General features: G+C 67.0%; 19 protein-coding genes. 13 read left to right on the top strand and 6 right to left on the bottom strand.

Going from position 1 to position 14,903, the window contains the following annotated elements; translation table 11 throughout:
• Positions 1–21: 21 nt before the first annotated feature.
• Genes DY023_RS09835 through DY023_RS09825 form a run of 3 tightly spaced genes read right to left on the bottom strand, consistent with a single transcriptional unit; the run spans position 22 to position 2,187 of the window.
• On the bottom strand, positions 22–795 hold the full coding sequence (locus DY023_RS09835; RefSeq protein ID WP_116242153.1) for a glycerophosphodiester phosphodiesterase family protein: 774 nt from the start codon (positions 793–795) through the stop codon (positions 22–24).
• The gene (locus DY023_RS09830; protein WP_425453451.1) at positions 792–1,697 is read right to left on the bottom strand and encodes an SPFH domain-containing protein; all 906 of its coding nucleotides are present in this window, start codon (positions 1,695–1,697) and stop codon (positions 792–794) included. The genes DY023_RS09835 and DY023_RS09830 overlap by 4 nt, the downstream gene beginning before the upstream one ends.
• A 34-nt stretch (positions 1,698–1,731) precedes the next feature.
• Positions 1,732–2,187 (bottom strand): NfeD family protein, encoded by a 456-nt coding sequence (locus DY023_RS09825; RefSeq protein ID WP_116242151.1) that lies wholly within the window; start codon positions 2,185–2,187, stop codon positions 1,732–1,734.
• A 117-nt stretch (positions 2,188–2,304) separates the two neighbouring features.
• Between DY023_RS09825 and DY023_RS09820 the strand changes: the two genes are divergently transcribed.
• On the top strand, positions 2,305–3,069 hold the full coding sequence (locus DY023_RS09820; protein ID WP_116242150.1) for an SDR family oxidoreductase: 765 nt from the start codon (positions 2,305–2,307) through the stop codon (positions 3,067–3,069).
• 65 nt (positions 3,070–3,134) lie between these two features.
• On the opposite strand, the gene DY023_RS09815 is transcribed toward DY023_RS09820, so the two are convergent.
• Positions 3,135–3,725, bottom strand: a complete 591-nt coding sequence (locus DY023_RS09815) for an HdeD family acid-resistance protein (protein ID WP_116242149.1) — start codon at positions 3,723–3,725, stop codon at positions 3,135–3,137.
• A 98-nt stretch (positions 3,726–3,823) separates the two neighbouring features.
• On the opposite strand from DY023_RS09815, the gene DY023_RS09810 reads away from it, so the two are divergent.
• The 7 genes from DY023_RS09810 to DY023_RS09780 are packed head-to-tail and all read left to right on the top strand — an operon-like array spanning position 3,824 to position 9,899.
• Complete coding sequence (locus DY023_RS09810) at positions 3,824–4,264, top strand: helix-turn-helix transcriptional regulator (protein WP_181905796.1); 441 nt, start codon at positions 3,824–3,826, stop codon at positions 4,262–4,264.
• Between the two features lie 10 nt (positions 4,265–4,274).
• Positions 4,275–4,685 (top strand): VOC family protein, encoded by a 411-nt coding sequence (locus DY023_RS09805; protein WP_116242148.1) that lies wholly within the window; start codon positions 4,275–4,277, stop codon positions 4,683–4,685.
• Between the two features lie 16 nt (positions 4,686–4,701).
• Positions 4,702–7,050 (top strand): ATP-binding cassette domain-containing protein, encoded by a 2,349-nt coding sequence (locus DY023_RS09800; RefSeq protein WP_116242147.1) that lies wholly within the window; start codon positions 4,702–4,704, stop codon positions 7,048–7,050.
• A 4-nt stretch (positions 7,051–7,054) separates the two neighbouring features.
• Positions 7,055–7,867: a TrmH family RNA methyltransferase gene (locus DY023_RS09795; protein ID WP_116242146.1), complete on the top strand. Its 813-nt coding sequence runs from the start codon at positions 7,055–7,057 to the stop codon at positions 7,865–7,867.
• Between the two features lie 9 nt (positions 7,868–7,876).
• Positions 7,877–8,677: a class I SAM-dependent methyltransferase gene (locus DY023_RS09790; RefSeq protein WP_116242145.1), complete on the top strand. Its 801-nt coding sequence runs from the start codon at positions 7,877–7,879 to the stop codon at positions 8,675–8,677.
• On the top strand, positions 8,674–8,955 hold the full coding sequence (locus DY023_RS09785) for a hypothetical protein (protein ID WP_147303286.1): 282 nt from the start codon (positions 8,674–8,676) through the stop codon (positions 8,953–8,955). The genes DY023_RS09790 and DY023_RS09785 overlap by 4 nt, the downstream gene beginning before the upstream one ends.
• Positions 8,952–9,899 (top strand): GrpB family protein, encoded by a 948-nt coding sequence (locus DY023_RS09780; RefSeq protein ID WP_116242143.1) that lies wholly within the window; start codon positions 8,952–8,954, stop codon positions 9,897–9,899. Before DY023_RS09785 ends, DY023_RS09780 begins: the two co-directional genes overlap by 4 nt.
• Before the next feature lie 47 nt (positions 9,900–9,946).
• Here the strand turns inward: DY023_RS09780 and aspS are convergent, their stop codons facing one another.
• A complete protein-coding gene (gene aspS / locus DY023_RS09775; RefSeq protein WP_116242142.1) occupies positions 9,947–11,248 on the bottom strand; it encodes an aspartate--tRNA(Asn) ligase in 1,302 nt (433 codons plus the stop codon).
• A gap of 213 nt (positions 11,249–11,461) precedes the next feature.
• Positions 11,462–12,226 carry a class I SAM-dependent methyltransferase gene (locus DY023_RS09770; RefSeq protein ID WP_245958653.1) on the bottom strand — a complete coding sequence of 255 codons (765 nt, stop codon included), beginning with the start codon at positions 12,224–12,226 and terminating at the stop codon, positions 11,462–11,464.
• A gap of 30 nt (positions 12,227–12,256) precedes the next feature.
• Between DY023_RS09770 and DY023_RS09765 the strand changes: the two genes are divergently transcribed.
• The 5 genes from DY023_RS09765 (at position 12,257) to DY023_RS09745 (ending at position 14,877) form a co-directional block, all read left to right on the top strand.
• Complete coding sequence (locus DY023_RS09765; protein WP_116242141.1) at positions 12,257–12,805, top strand: NUDIX domain-containing protein; 549 nt, start codon at positions 12,257–12,259, stop codon at positions 12,803–12,805.
• 71 nt (positions 12,806–12,876) lie between these two features.
• Positions 12,877–13,137: a type II toxin-antitoxin system Phd/YefM family antitoxin gene (locus DY023_RS09760; RefSeq protein ID WP_116242140.1), complete on the top strand. Its 261-nt coding sequence runs from the start codon at positions 12,877–12,879 to the stop codon at positions 13,135–13,137.
• Positions 13,134–13,565, top strand: a complete 432-nt coding sequence (locus DY023_RS09755; protein WP_116242139.1) for a type II toxin-antitoxin system VapC family toxin — start codon at positions 13,134–13,136, stop codon at positions 13,563–13,565. Before DY023_RS09760 ends, DY023_RS09755 begins: the two co-directional genes overlap by 4 nt.
• 94 nt (positions 13,566–13,659) lie before the next feature.
• A complete protein-coding gene (locus DY023_RS09750) occupies positions 13,660–14,184 on the top strand; it encodes an AAA family ATPase (RefSeq protein ID WP_116242138.1) in 525 nt (174 codons plus the stop codon).
• 39 nt (positions 14,185–14,223) lie between these two features.
• The gene (locus tag DY023_RS09745) at positions 14,224–14,877 is read left to right on the top strand and encodes a class I SAM-dependent methyltransferase (protein ID WP_116242137.1); all 654 of its coding nucleotides are present in this window, start codon (positions 14,224–14,226) and stop codon (positions 14,875–14,877) included.
• Positions 14,878–14,903 lie beyond the last annotated feature (26 nt).

Raw genomic sequence — 14,903 nt, 5'->3', positions numbered from 1 at the left:
TGCGAACTGATGAGACAGCTGTCAGGCGGCGAGGGTGCGCAGGGCGACATCGGCATGATCGCTGATGATGCCGTCGACGCCGAGCTCGCGGAGCTCGCGCATCTGCGCCGGGTCGTTCACCGTCCAGACGTGCACCTCCACGCCGTGCCGGTGCGCGGCGCGGAGAAGCGCCGGGGTCAGGACGCGGAACGATCCCTGCGCCACCGGTATCTGCACCGCGTCGATGCCGCGCAGGGCCGTCCCGGGGACGACGTGCAGAGCGGACAGCGCACGCAGCGCGACGATGGAGCGACGCCCTCCCGATGTCGCCGGCGGTTCGGCCGCGCCTGCACGCCTGATCGCGTCGAGCGCGCGCAGCCGACGGGCATCCGAGAAGCTCGTGATCAGCAGCCTCTGCGTGTGAGCGGCGACCAGAGCGCCGATGGGCTCCGCGGCGGCGTCGGTCTTGACGTCGATGTTGAATCGCGTGTCGGGGAACGCGTCGAGAGCCTCCCCGACGGTCATCAGTCCGCCGTGCTCGGCGAAGAGTGCCCGCAGTTCGGCCGTGCGCACCGCTGAGACCGGCCGCTGGTCGCCGGTGAGGCGCTCCAGCGTGTCATCGTGGAAGAGCACGACGTCTCCGTCGGCCGTGACCTGGCAGTCCGTCTCGATGAACTCCGCGCCCGCCGTCACCGCCTGGGCGAAGGCGCCGGCGGAGTTCTCCCACACCGAGGATTCCTCGCCCTCGGGCGTCGCAAGACCGCGGTGGGCGAGGACGCGCGGAAGGCCGGTGCCGGCGAAGTACGGGTGCGTCACGCGCCGGGCAGCGTCGGAGGCGTCGGGGGAGTGCCGCCCGGCTTCGGGGAGAATGCCGTGCCGAAGGACTTCAAGGCGTCGGTCAGTTCGCTCGGGATGATCCACAGCTTGCTGGACGGGCTCTCGCTGATCTTCGGCAGCATCTGCAGGTACTGGTAGGCCAGCAGCTTGTCATCGGGCTGACCGATGTGGATCGCTGAGAAGACGTTCTGGATGGCCTCCGCCTCGCCCTGCGCTCGCAGCACGGCGGCCTGCTTGTCGCCCTCGGCCTTGAGGATGGCCGCCTGGCGCTGCCCCTCGGCCTCGAGGATCTGCGACTGCTTCGAGCCCTCGGCGGTGAGGATCGCGGCGCGGCGGTCACGCTCGGCGCGCATCTGCTTCTCCATCGAGTCCTGGATGGAGACGGGCGGATCGATGGCCTTCAGCTCGACGCGACCCACGCGGATGCCCCACTTGCCCGTCGCCTCGTCGAGGACGACGCGCAGCTGACCGTTGATCTCATCGCGGCTCGTCAGCGCCTCTTCGAGGTTCAGACCGCCCACCACGTTGCGCAGGGTGGTCGTGGTGAGCTGCTCGACCGCGCCGAGGTAGTTGGCGATCTCGTACGTCGCGGCCCTGGCATCCGTCACCTGGAAGTACACGACGGTGTCGATCGACACCACGAGGTTGTCCTCGGTGATCACCGGCTGAGGCGGGAAGGAGACGACCTGCTCGCGCATGTCGATGAGCGGCCGCAGCCGGTCGATGAAGGGCACCAGGATGTTCAGGCCCGGCGTCAGGGTCTTGTGGTAGCGCCCGAGGCGCTCGACGACGCCGGCTGTGGCCTGCGGGATGATGCGGATCGCACGCGCGACGGTGACGATCACGAGGATGATCACCGCGATCGCGAGGATCCACCCGATCGCTGTGGGGATGAACGAATCGTCCACGATGCTCCTATTCGCTGACGGGGCGGACGACCGCCGTCGCCCCGGTGATCTCGATGACCTGGATGCGCCCGCCCCGGGGGATGGGCGCGTCAGTCGAGCTGCGCGCGGTCCAGGTGTCGCCGTTGCTGAGCTTGACCTCGCCGCTGATCCGCGTGATGTCCGCCAGAGCGGTGCCGTGCAGGCCGATGAGCGCGTCGACGTTGGACTTGGCGGGGTCCTCGCCCCGTCGGAGCCGGTGCAGCAGCGGCGGTCGCAGGAAGAGGATGAACAGCGCAGCGGCGATGCCTGCGATGATCACCTGCAGCCAGACGGGCATCCCGATCAGATCGGTGATGAGACCGACGCCGCCGCCGAAGGCGAGCATGAGGAAGGTGAAGTCGAGCGAGAGCATCTCGATCACGAGGAACAGCGCGATCAGCACCAGCCAGCCGATCCACGCCCACTGCTCGATCATCTCGAACATGGTCACCCTTCCTGTTTGGTGCGAACCTATCACGGGCCGGACCGGGTCGGCGGGCCCCTCCGTTGTAGGGTGAGATCGTCGCGGTCGCGGCGAAACAGAGCATTCCAAGGAGCACCAGTGACCGACGTTCTTCCCGCTGGCTCCCTCGACGGCAAGGTGGCTCTCGTCACCGGATCGTCGCGGGGCATCGGCGCCGACACCGTCCGCTATTTCGCGCAGGCCGGGGCCGACGTGGTGATCAACTACCGCAACAAGGCGCCCCGTGCCGAGAAGCTCGCGACCGAGCTGCGCGGCCTGGGCCGCAAGGCGCTCGTCGTCGCGGCGGACCTCACCGACCCGGCATCCGTCGGCGAGATGTTCGCGAAGGTGACCGAGGAGTTCGGTCGCCTCGACATCCTGGTGCTCAACGCCTCCGGAGGCATGGAGTCCGGCATGGCCGAGGACTATGCGCTGAAGCTGAACCGCGACGCGCAGGTCGACGTGCTGGAGCAGGCCCGTCCGCTGCTGGGTGAGGGCTCGCGTGTGGTCTTCGTGACCAGCCATCAGGCGCACTTCATCAGGACCACCCCGACGATGCCCGAGTACGAGCCGGTCGCCAAGTCCAAGCGTGCCGGCGAGGATGCTCTGCGCGAGCTCATCCCCGGCCTCGCCGAGGCGGGCGTCGGGTTCACCGTCGTCTCCGGCGACATGATCGAGGGGACCATCACCGCCACCCTTCTCGAGCGGATGAACCCGGGGGCGATCTCGGAGCGCCGCGAGTCCGCCGGCAAGCTCTACAACGTGTCGGAGTTCGCGGCCGAGGTCGCACAGGCTGCCGTGGACCCGGTGCCCGAGGACAACACCCGCCTGGTGGGGGACACCTCCGGCTTCGTCGCCGAGTGACCTCACCGCGTGCATGAGAATGGCCCCGTCCGATTCGGACGGGGCCATTCTCATGAGTGCGCGGATCAGACCTCGGTCTTGAGGGTGTCCTCGATCTCCTTCGCATCCTTGCCGAGCGTGATCGCACGGACGATCTGCACGATGCCGAGCACCACGAGGGCGATGCCCAGGATCCACCACAGCACGACAGCGGCGTACAGCGGCGAGAAGAGCACGACGACACCGGCGACGATGCTGAGGATCGAGTAGATGACGGTCCACGTCTTCGAGGCGGCCTTGCCCAGCAGGCTGAGCGAGACGATGCCGTCGATGATCCAGCTGACACCGATCAGGATGGCGACCACGAAGGCGAGCGTCGCGGCGGCCGCGGCCAGGTTGGTGAACGCGATCACACCGGCGACGATGTAGATCAGGCCGAGCACGATGTGGCCCACACGCGCCCACCCGCCCTTCTCCTTGGAGAAGATGCCGAGCGCGATGTAGACCAGACCGGCGATGATCAGGTACGCGGCGATGATCGCCGTGACGATCACTGCCGACTTACCCGGCCAGATGAGCAGGATGAGGCCGGCGATGAGGGCGATCGCGCCCGAGACGGCGAGGAAGACCCGGACGGACTTGACGAAGCCCTTCGCTTCCGAGAGAGCATCAGACATGATGTTTCCTTTCTGGGAACCTCCTGTGAGGCAGGTACCAGCGTAGTGGTTGCCGTTTCCATTCCGTGGAACCCCGCAGCCCGTGCCACGATCGTGAGGTGAATGTGACACCGGCGGATGACCCGCGACTGCGTGAGCTCGTCGTTCTCCGCAAAGTCCGTGACCGGATCGACCGCGAGTACGCTCAGCCGCTCGACGTCGAGGCCCTGGCCAGGGGAGCGCACATGTCTGCCGGACACCTCAGCAGGCGCTTCAAGCAGACTTTCGGCGAGTCGCCGTACTCGTACCTGATGACGCGCCGGATCGAGCGGGCCATGGCACTGCTCCGGCGTGGCGACCTATCGGTCACCGACGTCTGCTTCGAGGTGGGGTTCTCCTCGCTCGGTACCTTCAGCACCCGCTTCTCCGAGCTCGTCGGAGCGCCGCCGAGCACCTACCGGGACGACCCAGGGCTCGGGCCCGGCATCCCGTCCTGGGTCGAGAAGCAGGCCACGAGACCGATCAGGAATCGAGAAGCGGGCGCGGGCAGCGATGCGTAGCGTCGGAGACATGGACATCAAGATCAACGCCAGTTTCCTTCCGCACACCGACGCCGAGGCATCCCTCGCCTTCTACCGGGACGTGCTCGGATTTGAAGTGCGCAAGGACGTCGGCTATCAGGAGATGAGATGGATCACGGTCGGACCGGTCGGCCAGCCGGACACGGCGATCGTGCTGACGCCGCCGGCCGTCGACCCCGGCATCAATGACCAGGAGCGCACCACGATCCTCGAGCTCATGGCCAAGGGCAGCTACGGGGGCATCGTGCTCCAGACGACCGACGTGGATGAGGCGTTCGCGGCCATCGAGGCCAAGGGTGCCGACGTGGTGCAGGAGCCGATCGATCAGCCCTACGGCATCCGTGATTGCGCGTTCCGAGACCCGGCGGGCAATATGGTGCGTCTGCAGCAGGCAGCCTGAGCCAGAGAGGACGACGATGACGAACGTCGCCGACGCCCACGACAGCATCCGCGTCGAGGGGGCCCGTGAGAACAATCTGAAGGATGTCAGCGTCGTCCTCCCCAAGCGGAGGCTCACCGTGTTCACGGGAGTCTCCGGATCGGGGAAGAGCTCCCTGGTCTTCGACACGATCGCCGCGGAGTCCCGTCGGATGATCGACGAGACCTACAGCGCCTTCGTCCAGGGCTTCATGCCCTCGGTGCCCAGACCCGACGTCGACGTGCTCGAAGGGCTGACCACGGCGATCATCGTCGATCAGGAGCGGCTCGGGGCGAATCCGCGCTCAACGGTGGGCACGGTTACCGATGCGAACGCGATGCTGCGCATCCTGTTCTCCAAACTCGGCGAACCGTACATCGGCGGACCGACGGCGTTCTCGTTCAACATCCCGACGCAGAAGGCCAGTGGCGTGATGACCGGGCCCAAGGGCGAGAAGAAGATCGTCAAGGACGCCATCTATCTGGGTGGCATGTGTCCGCGCTGCGAGGGCCGCGGCACAGTCTCGGACGTCGACCTCAGCCAGGTGGTCGATGAGAGCCTTTCGCTGAACGACGGTGCGATCCTCGTTCCCGGCTATACGGCGGACGGCTGGATGGTGCGCCAGTTCGCGGAGTCGGGCTTCTACTCGGCGGATGAGCCGATCTCAACCTTCACCGAGAAGCAGCGGCACAACTTCCTCTACGGCGAGATCACCAAGGTGAAGGTCAACGGCATCAACATCACCTATGAGGGTCTTATCCCGAAGATCACCAAGGCGATGCTGTCGAAGGACCTCGACGCGCTCCAGCCGCACATCCGCCGTTTCGTCGAACGCGCGGCGGCGTTCACGACCTGCCCCGAGTGCGATGGCACGCGGCTGACCGAGGGCGCCCGCTCGTCGAAGATCGACGGCATCAGCATCGCGGACGCCTGCCGGATGCAGATCACGGATCTGGCCGAGTGGGTGCGGAGCGTCGACAAGCCCGGAGCGGGACCGCTGCTGAATGCGTTGAGCGCCAACCTCGACGCGTTCGTCATGCTCGGGCTCGGGTACCTGAGCCTCGACCGTCCGTCGGGAACTCTGAGCGGGGGCGAGGCGCAGAGGATCAAGATGCTGCGGCATCTCGGATCGTCCCTCACCGACGTCACCTACGTCTTCGACGAACCGACGATCGGCCTTCATCCGCACGACATCCAGCGGATGAACGGGCTGCTCCGACAGCTGCGGGACAAGGGCAACACCGTGCTGGTCGTGGAGCACAAGCCCGAGACGATCGCGATCGCCGACCATGTCGTCGATCTCGGGCCGGGCGCCGGCAGTGCGGGTGGCGAGATCTGCTTCGAGGGGAGCGTTGACGGACTGCGCTCGAGCGGCACTCTGACGGGCCGGCACCTCGACGATCGCGCTGCGGTGAAGGAAGAGGTGCGCTCGGCGGAGGGCGCGATGGAGGTGCGCGGAGCGGATGAGAACAATCTGAAGGACGTCGACGTCGACATCCCGCTCGGTGTGCTGACGGTTGTCACCGGCGTCGCGGGGTCGGGCAAGAGCTCACTGATCCACGGATCGGTGGCCGGACGCGACAGCGTCGTCACCATCGACCAGACCGCGATCAAGGGCTCGCGGCGCAGTAACCCCGCCACCTACACCGGAATGCTCGAACCGATCCGCAAGGCGTTCGCGAAGGCGAACGGTGTCAAGCCGGCACTGTTCAGCGCGAACTCGGAAGGCGCCTGCCCGTCGTGCAAGGGATCGGGCGTGATCGTGACCGAACTCGGCTTCATGGACACCGTCGAGACCCCGTGCGAGGACTGCGGAGGCAAGCGTTTCCAGCCGGCCGTGCTGGAGTACCGGCTGGCAGGTAAGGACATCGTCGAGGTCTTCGACATGCCGGTCCGCGAGGCGCAGGAGTTCTTCAGCGGGGGAGAGGCGCGGATCCCCGCGGTGGAGAAGATGCTGGCGCGCATGGCGGATGTCGGTCTCGGATACCTCACGCTCGGACAGCCGCTGTCCACCCTGTCGGGCGGTGAACGGCAGCGTCTCAAGCTCGCCATTCAGATGGCGGAGGGCGGAGACGTCTACGTGCTGGACGAGCCCACCACAGGCCTGCACCTCGCGGATGTCGAGAACCTCCTCGGCCTGCTCGACCGGCTGGTCGATTCCGGCAAGACAGTGATCGTCATCGAGCACCACCAGGCCGTGATGGCGCACGCCGACTGGATCATCGACCTGGGGCCGGGCGCCGGACACGACGGCGGGAAGATCGTGTTCGAAGGCACCCCCGCCCAGCTGATCGCCGACCGATCGACACTGACGGGCGAGCACCTCGCCCAGTACGTGGGATCATGATCGGATGCCGCTGAGGATCTCATCCCGCAATTCGCGCTTCCAGCTGATCGAAGCGCTGCTGCACAACCGCAACAGGCGGCTGCGCGACGGCCATTTCCTCGTGCAGGGCGTGCGCCCGATCAATCAGGCGATCGCGCACGGCTGGACGATCGAGACGGCGATCTTCAATGCGCAGCGGAAGCTGTCATCATGGGCGCAGGAGGCGCTGTCCTCGGCGTCTGAATCGATCGCGATGAGTGCCGAGTTGCTCGCAGAGCTCTCCGGCAAGGACGATGAGGCGCCCGAGCTGATCCTCATCGCGCAGATGCCGGATGATGACTTCGCCCGCATTCCGACGCCGGAGGACTTCCTCGGGATGGTGTTCGACCGCCCGACGCAGCCGGGCAACATCGGCGCGATCCTGAGATCACTCGACGCCCTCGGCGGGCACGGACTCATCGTGTCGGGGCACGCCGCCGATCCGTACGACCCGAAGTCGGTGCGCTCATCGACCGGATCGCTGTTCGCGACACCTGTGGTGCGCGCGGCGTCGCAGGGGCCGGTGCAGGATTGGGTCTCCGGGATCCGCTCGACGGGCCTCCCGGTGACGCTGGTCGCGACCGACGAGCATGGCGACGTGGACGTCTGGGACTACGACTTCACGCAGCCGAGCCTGGTGCTGATCGGCAATGAGACGGTCGGACTCTCGCGCGGGTGGCGCGAGGCTGCGGATGTCACAGTGCGGGTTCCGATGCGGGGTTCGGCGAGCTCGCTGAATGCGTCGAACGCGGCGACGCTCATGCTGTACGAAGCCGCACGGCAGCGTGCGGCTCGCTAGCATCCGTTCATGACCTCTTCGCAGACCGAGATCGACGCACGCATCCAGACCTACTACGGCGATGTGTTCGACGAGAGCGTGCGGCTGACGACGCGTTCGGCTCAGGGTCCGCTGGAGTTCCGGCGGACGCAGGAGCTCATCCGTGCGCACGTGCCGCGGGGTCGCGTGCTCGACATCGGCGGCGGATCCGGTGTGCACGCCGTCGCGCTGCAAGGCGACGGATACGACGTCGAGTTGATCGAACCTGTGCCGAAGCATGTCGAACGCGCCTCCGAAGCAGGGGTCGCCGCGCGGGTCGGTGACGCTCGGGCGCTTCCCTACGAGGACGGATCGTTCGACGCGGCGCTGCTGCTCGGGCCGCTGTACCACCTGGCGTCCGCGGAGGATCGGCTCACGGCGCTGCGCGAGGCAGCGCGCGTCGTGCGTCCGGGCGGAATGGTGCTCGCCGCCGGGCTTTCGCGATATGTCGCGTTCGGTGCCGCGACTCTGGCGCGTGAGGTTCCCTCGCCGATCCCGGGGGAGTGGGCAGCACTGATCGCGGACGGCACGCCGGGATCAGGGATGCGCTTCCCCGCCGGACACTTCCACACCGCCGAAGAACTGCTTGCGGAGGTCGAGGCAGCGGGGTTGGACGTTCTCGACGTCGTCGGCGTCGAGGGGCCTGCGGGGCTTTTCCTCGAGGTGGCGAGCGGCCTCGGTCAGGACGTGCAGGACGCCGCGATGATCCTGGCGCGCGCTGCATCCGCCGAGCCGGGCATCCGGGACCAGAGCGCGCATATGCTCGCAATCGCGCGGGTGCGCCTGCAATGAACGATCCGATGTTCGGTGCGGCTGATCCCGCTCGGTATCTGGCGAGCGACGCGTTCGTGCAGAGTGACGATGACGAGGTGAGGGCGCTCGCCGGCGAACTGCGGAAGCAGAATCCGACGGATGCGACGTTCGCACTGGCCTACCGGATCGATGAGGATCGCGGTGAACACGACTATGCGCAGCTCTACGCGACGGCGGCACCCGAGGTCGTCGCCGCATTGGTCGGCGCGACGAACATCCTCATCACCGAGCTGCCCGCAGAACTCGCCGAGCGATGACGGGGGAGCGGGTCGTCCTGGTCCTCAGTCGCTTCGATGAGTGGGCCGAGCGATACGGGACGCTGCGTGAACGGATCGCAGCGACCCTGGGCGCCGTGCCGATCGAGCACATCGGGTCGACATCCGTTCCCGAGCTCCCTGCGAAGGATGTGATCGACGTCCTCATCGGCGTGCCCTCAGGCCGGATCTCGGCGACGGTGGCCCTGCTCGTGGCGGATGGATTCGACCTGGAGGGAGAACGGGACGGCCATGCGTGGCTGAGTCTTCCGAACCGCGAAGCTCGTACGGCTGTCGTGCACGTCGTCATCGACGGCTCTCGTCAGTGGCGGGATCGCGTGGACTTCCGTGATCTGCTCCGACGGTCGTCCGATGCCCGCGCCCGTTACCTCGCCGTCAAAGAGCGCGCCGCGGTGCAGGCCACCGGGTGGGGCGACTACACGGCGAGCAAGGCCGAGATCGTGGCCGAACTGCCGAAGCTGAAGGATGGAGACATGCCGATCGATCGCTCGTACATCCGTGTCAAGGCCATGCTGATCGCGCCGAGCCCTGACGGCAGACGGCACCTGGTGAGCAGGAACGCGCCCTCGCTCGAGGACCCGCAGGGGTATGACCGGTTCGTCGGCGGGAGCGTCGAATTGGGGGAGACGCACCGCGAGGCGATCATCCGTGAGGTCGATGAGGAGCTCGGCGCGCAGATCCGCGACCTCGCCTTCCTGGGAGTGGTCGAGAACATCTTCCGGCTCGACGGAGATCTCGGACACGAGATCGTCGCTCTGTACCGCGGACGACTCGATCCCGAGCCGCCCGCGGAAGGCGGAACGCTCACAGAGATCGACGGCTCGATCGTTCCCGTGGTGTGGCGTCCGTTCGATGACGCCGACCTCGATGTGCCGCTGTACCCGGTCGCCGCGAACGAGTGGCTGCGCGGGCTCGAAGTGCGGTGAAGGACGGCCGGGCTGAGAACCGGCATCCGCTCTCAGCCCGGCCGCCCTCACGGCGTGAGGCGATGCACGTCGCGCGGGAAGAGCGTGACCTCGCGGATGTTGGGGGCCTCGATCAGTCGGCCGACCCATCGCTCCAGTCCGATCGCGAAGCCGCCGTGCGGGGGCATTCCGTGCGCGAACGTCTGCAGGTAGCCCTCGTAGGCAGCAGGAGACTCGCCTCGTGCGGTGAGCGCTTCGACGTAGTCACCGTAGCGGTGCAGACGCTGCCCGCCGGTGACGAGCTCGAGTCCACGGAAGATCAGGTCGAAGCTGTTGCTCCAGCGCGTGTCGTCGGGCTGCGGATGCGTGTAGAACGGGCGCTTGCGCATCGGATAGCCCTCGACTGCCAGCACGTCGCTGCCGAATTCCCGCAAGGCCCAGTCGCCCAGGATTCGCTCGTGCTCGGGGGCGAGGTCCGGTTCGTCGGCAGGAGCGCCGACGCGCGTCAGGGCCTCGGAGAAGTGGATCACCGGGATCTCGTCGGGGATCGACGGAAGCCGGAGCTGCAGCAGCTCGACCGCTTCGCCCGCCTGCATCGCAATCGCGTCGGTCATGCCCGTGAGCACCGTGCGCAGCATCCTGAGCACATCGTGGTGGTCGCTGATGAAGCCGAACTCCACATCGAGGGAGACGTACTCGGCGAGGTGCCGGACCGTGTCGTGCGGCTCGGCGCGGAACACCGGCCCGACCTCGTAGACGCGCTCGAAGACGCCGACGAGCTGCTGCTTGTAGAACTGCGGGCTCTGAGCGAGGAACGCCTGGCGGCCGAAGTAGTCCACCGGAAACACGTTCGCGCCGGACTCCGTGGCGGATGCCACGAGCTTGGGCGTCTGGATCTCGGTGAAGCCCGCGGCGTCCAGAGTGGCGCGGAAGCCCTGCAGGCTTGCTGATGCAATCTGCCATTTGGCGCGCTGCGCCGGGTGACGCCAGGTCACTGGGGCGTTGTCCAACAGGGTCGGGAGCCCAGCGGTCAGCGCCGGTCGCCACAGCTCGACCGGTGGCGTTGCAGCCGGCTCGGTGAGCAGCGTGACGACGGGGGAGACGACCTCGATGCCGCCGGGCGCATGGGCGTTCGCCGTGGCGATGCCGACGATGTCGACGACGGTCTCCTCGGGCGGGAGCCCGTCGTCGCCGATCTCGTCGGCGCGGACGACGACCTGAGCGAGCCCGGAGCGGTCGCGGATGATGAGAAAGCTCACCGTGGCGAGTTCGCGTCTGCGGTGCACGTGGCCCTGCAAACGAACCTCGGTGCCCGGTTCGGCATGGGTGAGCTCTGCGGCGAGAGTCCGAGACGGTACGGGTGGTTTCATGATTCCTCCAGGATGCGGAAGCCCTGGAGGTGCGGGCGGGGGCCAGATCGCGGTGCCACCACACCTTCGCCGACGTACCGCCGGCCTCTCGTCGGTGACGCCGGACGCACGAGCACGACTGCTCCTTCGGAGCCGAGGGTTGTCAGGCCTCATCGTGGCTGGGAATCAGACTAGTCGAACGACTCCGCAACTGCTCGTCGGTGCTGTCGGTCGTCAACCCGCCGCGGCGACGGGGCGGAGCCGGAAGATCAGGATGCCGAGGTGCTTGTCCAGCCAGGCCTTCTTGTGCGGCAAGCGGCGGGCGTCCTCCTCGGACAGCTGTGGCTCAGCCGCAGCCTCGACCCGGAGTCCGGCTGCGGCGAAGATGTTGAGCAGGTCGCTGATCGTGTACGTGCGCTTGGCGAGCGCGATCCCGTCGTTCCACCCGCTGACGTGGAAGTGCGTGCCGCCGGCGAAGTACTCCTCGCCGAGGCTGGTGCCGTTCTGCTCCATGCGCTCGACGGCGTAGCGGATCGGCTGGGTTCTGGTCAGCAGGATGAAGCCGTCGTCGGTGAGGAGATCTCTGGCGGAGACCAGAGTGGCGACGGGATCGGCGGCGTACCCGAAGGACTGCAGGAACAGGATGCGATCGAACCGGCGGCCGGTGAGTTCCGGGATCGCTTGGGGCACTGAGAGATCCGCCCGGAGGAGTTGCAGGCCTACCGGGGGATCGGCGACGAAGTTCCCGCTGATGTCGACACCGACCGACTCGGCGGCGCCGTCGCGCACCAGTTCGGCGATCTTGCCGCCGTTTCCGCAGCCGAGGTCGAGAATGGAGCGCCCGCTCACGTCGCCGAGCATCCCGCGCTGCGCAGGCCACTCCACCATGCGGTCGAGCGAGTCCTCGCGGCCGCGGGCGCGTTCGTAGTCGCCGGAGAGCTGCGCCCAGGCATCCGTATTCGTCGTCTGGAGTTCAGCGGGGGATTCGGACTGCGTCACGTCGTCAACGGTATCGGGCAGGATGAGATCATGCCGGTCGATCGCTCGTACATCCGTGTCAAGGCCATGCTCATTGCTCCGAACGCCGACGGCACGCGGCACCTGGTGAGCAGGAACGCACCGTCGCGGGAGAACCCGCAGGGGTACGACCGCTTCGTCGGTGGCAGCGTCGAGCTGGGGGAGACGCACCGCGAGGCGGTCATCCGCGAGGTCGACGAGGAACTCGGCGCGCAGATCCGTGACCTCGCCTTCGTCGGGATGGTCGAGAACATCTTCCGGTTCGACGGAGAGCTCGGACACGAGATCGTCGCTCTGTACAGCGGACGACTGGATCCCGAGCCGCCGGCTGAAGGCGGAACGCTCACAGAGATCGACGGTTCCGTGGTTCCTGTCGTCTGGCGGCCCTTCGACGACGTGGATGAGACAGTGCCGCTGTATCCGGCAATCGTGGCGGACGGGCTGCGCTCTCGTGCGCCACATCTGCGACACGGGATCCCCGTCCTTCACGGAGCGCCCGGTCACGTCATCACCGACGAACTCGTCGCGGCGTACAAGGATGACCCGCCGCACATGTTGTAGCGCTCCGGCTCACACTCCATATCAAGTGGCTACTATGTCCTATAGAAAAGCGCCACATGATTGGGGGAGTGATGAACGTCGGAATCCGGGAGTTGCGTGACGGCTTGAGCCGCTACGTCGCGGCCGCGCGTGACGGCGAGGAGATCGTGGTCACGGATCACGGCAAGGCCGTGGCTCGGTTGATGCCGTACGATGCACCCAGCGCCCTGGAGAAGCTCATCGCCGAGGGGCTCGTGACACCCGCGAGTCGGCCCACGACATCGAGGCCCGAGCCGATCGCCGTGCCCGAGGGGACGCTGGTCAGCGATCTGATCGTCGAGCAGCGTCGATGATTCTGTACCTGGACACGTCCGCGATCGTGCCGCTGCTGATCTCCGAACCGAGTAGCGAGCGCTGTGGGCGGTTGTGGGATGTTTCCCGCCTCCGCTTCACTGCTCGGATCACGTACGTCGAAGCGGCCGCGGCACTGGCTGCGGCAGAGCGTTCCCGGCGGATCGATTCGGACGTACACGCGCAGGCGCTCGCGGTGTTGGACGTGCTTTGGAGCCAGGTTCAGATTGTGGAACTGGATGACAGCCTGATGAAGGACGCGGCAGCGATCGCGCACGAAGCTGGGCTACGCGGATACGACGCTGTGCACTGTGCGAGTGCGATGCGCCTCGCACGACTCGACCCCGTCGGAGTGAGTGGTGATCGCGCGCTCCTGGAGGCGTGGCGCAACCACGGTGTCGACGTCGCGGATGCGAACAGTCAGGCGTGACAGTCGCACGTCGGACAATCACCGATAATGCACATTATGTCAGTACGCGTGACTTTCCCCATCCCCGCACGGCTCCCGCTGACAGGATGTAGGCGTGACCTCCGTCGGCAGCGAATCCACTCGTCTCGTCATTCTCCGAGGCGATTCCGCTTCAGGGAAGACGACGACGGCTGTGGCTCTGCGCGCAGAACTCGGGCCGAAGGTCGCCCTGATCCATCAGGACTACTTCCGGCGCGAGATTCTGAGCAACGACGACAGGGTGCAGCGATCTCGAGACGCGAGCATTCTGATCGTCGGCGCCGCACGCGAGGCTCTGAACCTCGGATACGACGTCATCCTGGACGGGATCTTCAACCTGCGCGACTACTCCGCGCCGCTCGAACGCCTGCACGACGACCACCGAGGGCGGACGCGGATCTACCAGTTCGACATCGGACTCGACGAGACGATACGACGCCACGCGGGGCGACCGCTGGCGAAGGAGTTCGGCGCGGACAAGATCCGCGACTGGTACGACGGGTGGCAGCCACTCCCCTGGCATGACGAGACGCGGGTGGGCGGCGAGGTCTCGACGGAGGACCTGGTGTCGTCGATCCTGCAGGATCTGGGCCCGGCTTAAGACGGCGTCGGTCGTCCACTCCCCCGATATCCTCCGTTCATGCGACACCTCCTGGCGGCACTGGACCGATTCAACGCCGCGCATCCGTGGTCGCACAACGATGCCTATTCGCATTTCGTCCTGAGACACGCCCGAGCCGTCCGACGCGCCGGCGGTCGCGTCGCGGCGGATGTCGGATGCGGCAGCGGCAATCTCGCCGCGGCGCTCGCAGGCGTCCTCCCCGTGGTGATCGGCATCGAGCCCGACGCGGAGACGGCACGATCGGCGGCAAGACGATTCGACGGATCCGCACGGGTTCGCATCGAACAGCGGCAGTTCGGTGACGAACCGAGCGGCGCCTATGATCTCATCGTGTTCGTGGCCTCACTGCACCACATGCCGTTGCGCGCGACCCTGCATCAGGCCAGTGCGGCACTGCGCCCCCAGGGCAGGATCCTGATCGTCGGTGCGGCGAGGGAGACCTCTGCGGACGCCCCCCGATCGCTGGTGTCGCTCGCGCTCAATCCGGTCATCGGCTTCCTGAAGCACCCACGTCGGGCATCCGCTCCCCCGGCGTCGATGCGTGCGCCGACCGCCGAACCGCGCGAGACCTTCGACGACATTCGCATCGTGGCGGCCGAGGTGCTGCCGGGCATCAGAATGCGGCGACGTCTGTTCTGGCGTTACACGGCGCACTGGACAGCACCGTCTTGAGCGCCCACCCGATAGCCTCAGGACAT

This window comes from Microbacterium bovistercoris (assembly GCF_003387575.1).
GTDB classification, from domain to species: Bacteria; Actinomycetota; Actinomycetes; order Actinomycetales; family Microbacteriaceae; genus Microbacterium; species Microbacterium bovistercoris.
Note: the sequence above shows the minus strand (reverse complement) of the source record. Positions and strands in the feature narration are given on the sequence as shown.